The 3,075-nt window shown below is 39.3% G+C and carries 2 protein-coding genes; one reads left to right on the forward strand and one right to left on the reverse strand.

Annotation, left to right across the window (positions count from 1 at the left end; genetic code table 11):
* Positions 1-643: 643 nt before the first annotated feature.
* Positions 644-1,501, reverse strand: coding sequence for a tetratricopeptide repeat protein (locus tag I6F44_RS19415; RefSeq protein ID WP_101162966.1), 858 nt, complete (start codon positions 1,499-1,501; stop codon positions 644-646).
* 111 nt (positions 1,502-1,612) lie between these two features.
* On the opposite strand from I6F44_RS19415, the gene I6F44_RS19420 reads away from it, so the two are divergent.
* Positions 1,613-2,923: a M20 metallopeptidase family protein gene (locus I6F44_RS19420; protein WP_197174402.1), complete on the forward strand. Its 1,311-nt coding sequence runs from the start codon at positions 1,613-1,615 to the stop codon at positions 2,921-2,923.
* Positions 2,924-3,075: the final 152 nt, after the last annotated feature.

Genomic DNA, 3,075 nt, shown 5'->3' on the forward strand with positions numbered 1-3,075 from the left:
ACTTAGTTTTAAACTTTCTTTTTAGAAGATTTAAAACCGAAGTTTTATTTAACTCTCTGAGTAGTTCGTGCCTCGCTATGCGTTGGCGTTTCCCGTCTCAGTGGGGTCGCATTATAGGGAGCGGCGGATTTTACGCAAGCGTTATTTGCATAAAATAGTAATTAAAATTAAGCCCCAAGCAAGCACACACGATAGACACAAGTTACCCACAAAAGCCTGTTGATAACTATCCATTTTACATAGCAAAGCGATGCTGAAGCTTTTAATTAAAGGCTTAAAAATGCAAAAAGCACCTTATATAGGTGCTTCTCAAAAGTAATAGTTATTAGAATCTAGGGTCTGTTTATCTTTCAAGGTTAAATTTGCTGCAGCCTGTTTGGTATTCAGGCAAGGCAGAGCCTATGTAGTGTGGTTACTCCCCATAAATAGGCGATAACGTAGCATTAATGCCAAACAGGCGCTGCCCAAAGGGTTCTTCCTAGAGGCTATTTACTCTTTGTTACTCGGTTTTTACTTATTCTTACATGGATGTAAGCCAGTAGGGTACGCAGGAGCAGTTACCGAGCCCACTAGGTTACAAATCTCGCGCCGCGATTACCCCCCCTAGTTTGAACAAATTTTAATCCGCAAAGAGCAACAGACCCTAGTATAAAATACTATATAACTTGCGACGATACTTTGCTGCGAGCGCATCACCATCGGGTAAAGAGGCAATAATGGCTAAAAAGCTTGGTTTCGCTTCATTGAAATTCAGATCTTTTTGCAGCACTGTAAATAGTATATCCAATGCTTCTTCTTTTCTGCCTGCTTCATTGAGTAAAATACTGAGCTCTTCTTTTAATTCTAGGTCATTTGGGTACTTTTCTACTTGTTGTTGCTTTTCTTTAATCTCTGGTGAGTCTTTTGCTTCAAGCGCAGCTTCGCATTTTGCTTTTATATTATTAAAGTAAGCATCTTGCTCTTGTACGTCTATTGTATTTATAAGCGCTTGGGCTTCATCTACCTTGTGAATTTGAATACATATGTCTGCTAGCACTAATTTGATACGTGCATTACCGCTGTCTATTTCATAAGCTTGCTTTGCATAATTAAATGCAGCATTTAAATCTGACTTTAATAACGCTTGCTTTGCTTGTTCTAACAGTAAGTCTTGTTGTGCAGGTAAATGCTTTGCTAGGGCTTCGCGTATTTGTGCTTCGCTTTGAACACCTGCAAGTAAATCTACTGGTGCAGAGTCTTTTAATAATACAAGGGTAGGCAGTGTTTGCAGACCAACTTGTTGCGCAAGTTGAGATGCGAGGGCTTGCTCTGCATCGCAATCTAGGTTTGCTACTACTATATAGCTTGCATATTCAGCCGCTACTTTATCTAAAATTGCAGCCTGTCCGATGCAGTCAGGACTTTGAGGAGAGAAAAAGTTAAGCAACACCAATTTTTGCTGTGATGTTTCACCGAGTACTTGTTGAAGGTTTTGCGCATTAATACTAACTATGTTGCTCATTGAATTGATTGCCATATTCATCTATTTAGGTTTTTATATGGTGGTGAACATAATAATTACAAGTCATATACCTAAATCATCCGGTATACATATTCAACAATGAGGGAAAACATGAAATTAACTTATCTAAGTGCAATACTTTTATTAGCAAGCCCATTAGTACAAGCAAATGGACTCGATTTGAATTTAAGCAAAACCATGTCAGCTATAGAAAAGTTTTACCTCGATTTACACCAATCGCCAGAGCTTTCTTATCACGAACAAGAAACGGGTAATAAAATAGCGGATAAATTAACTCAGCTGGGTTTTAAAGTAACAAGTAATGTAGGTGGCTTTGGTGTTGTCGGCATTTACAAAAACGGAAACGGTCCAACCGTGATGATCCGTACTGACACCGATGGCTTACCTATTATAGAGCAGACAGGAAAGTCCTATGCTTCAAAAGTTAAAGTAATAGACGAGCATGGTGCGAAAGTAGGTGTAATGCACGGTTGTGGCCACGATATTCACATGAGCTCTTTTATTGGTACTGCTGAGCAATTAATAGTACACAAAGATCAATGGAAAGGCACTTTGATGATGGTTGCACAGCCTGCCGAAGAAGTTGGTGGGGGTGCTAAAGCCATGTTAGGCGAAGGACTATTTAGTAAATATGAAAAACCTGATCATATAATTGCTTTGCATGTAAGTGCTAGCGTCCCCGCTGGTAAGGTATCAATGAAAAATGAGTACACTATGGCAAGTGTAGATTCTGTCGATATTACAATAAAAGGTAAAGGTGGTCATGGTGCTTATCCGCATACAACTATAGACCCTGTGATTATAGCTGCACGCACAGTACTTGCTCTGCAAACAATCACAAGCCGAGAACTTTCACCGCTAGAGCCTTCAGTTATTACCGTTGGGTCTATTCATGGTGGCTCAAAACATAATGTGATTTCGGATGAAGTAAAACTACAACTCACTCTCAGAAGCTATAACCCAAATGTTAGAAGTGCTCAAATAGCAGCAATAAAACGAATCACGGCAGGTATTGCACAAAGTGCTGGCCTAAATGAATCAAACTACCCTGTAGTATATGTACATGAAGATGAATCTATTCCATCTACTTATAATAACCCTGCACAAACAGACATTGTTAGAAACTCTATTGCCAGCGCAATTGGTGATACTAATGTGCTTGAAACACAAGCTGTAATGGCAGGTGAAGACTTTGGCCTATACGGACGCACCGATGAAAACATCCCGATTACCTTATTTTGGCTAGGTGGCGTAAACCAAGCACAATATGCAGATTCGATAAAAACAGGTGAAGTACTCCCTTCCCTACACTCTAGTAAATTTGCACCAGATTATAAAGTTGCTATCCCTACCGGAATAAAAGCAATGAGTAACGCTGCTGTTGGTTTATTTAATAAGTAACCTGAATTCTGGATAATAAATCTATCTCAAGTAGAGTTCATATATGGTCTCCTCCAGTATTGCAAGGTGTCATTCAACGATAGCAGGGACAGGTTTGCTGTCATATATACGGTCTTTTAGTGAAGATTATTACTTCTGACCTTGATGTAATC

Source organism: Pseudoalteromonas sp. NZS11_1 (genome assembly GCF_015864275.1).
Classification (GTDB): domain Bacteria; phylum Pseudomonadota; class Gammaproteobacteria; order Enterobacterales; family Alteromonadaceae; genus Pseudoalteromonas; species Pseudoalteromonas arctica.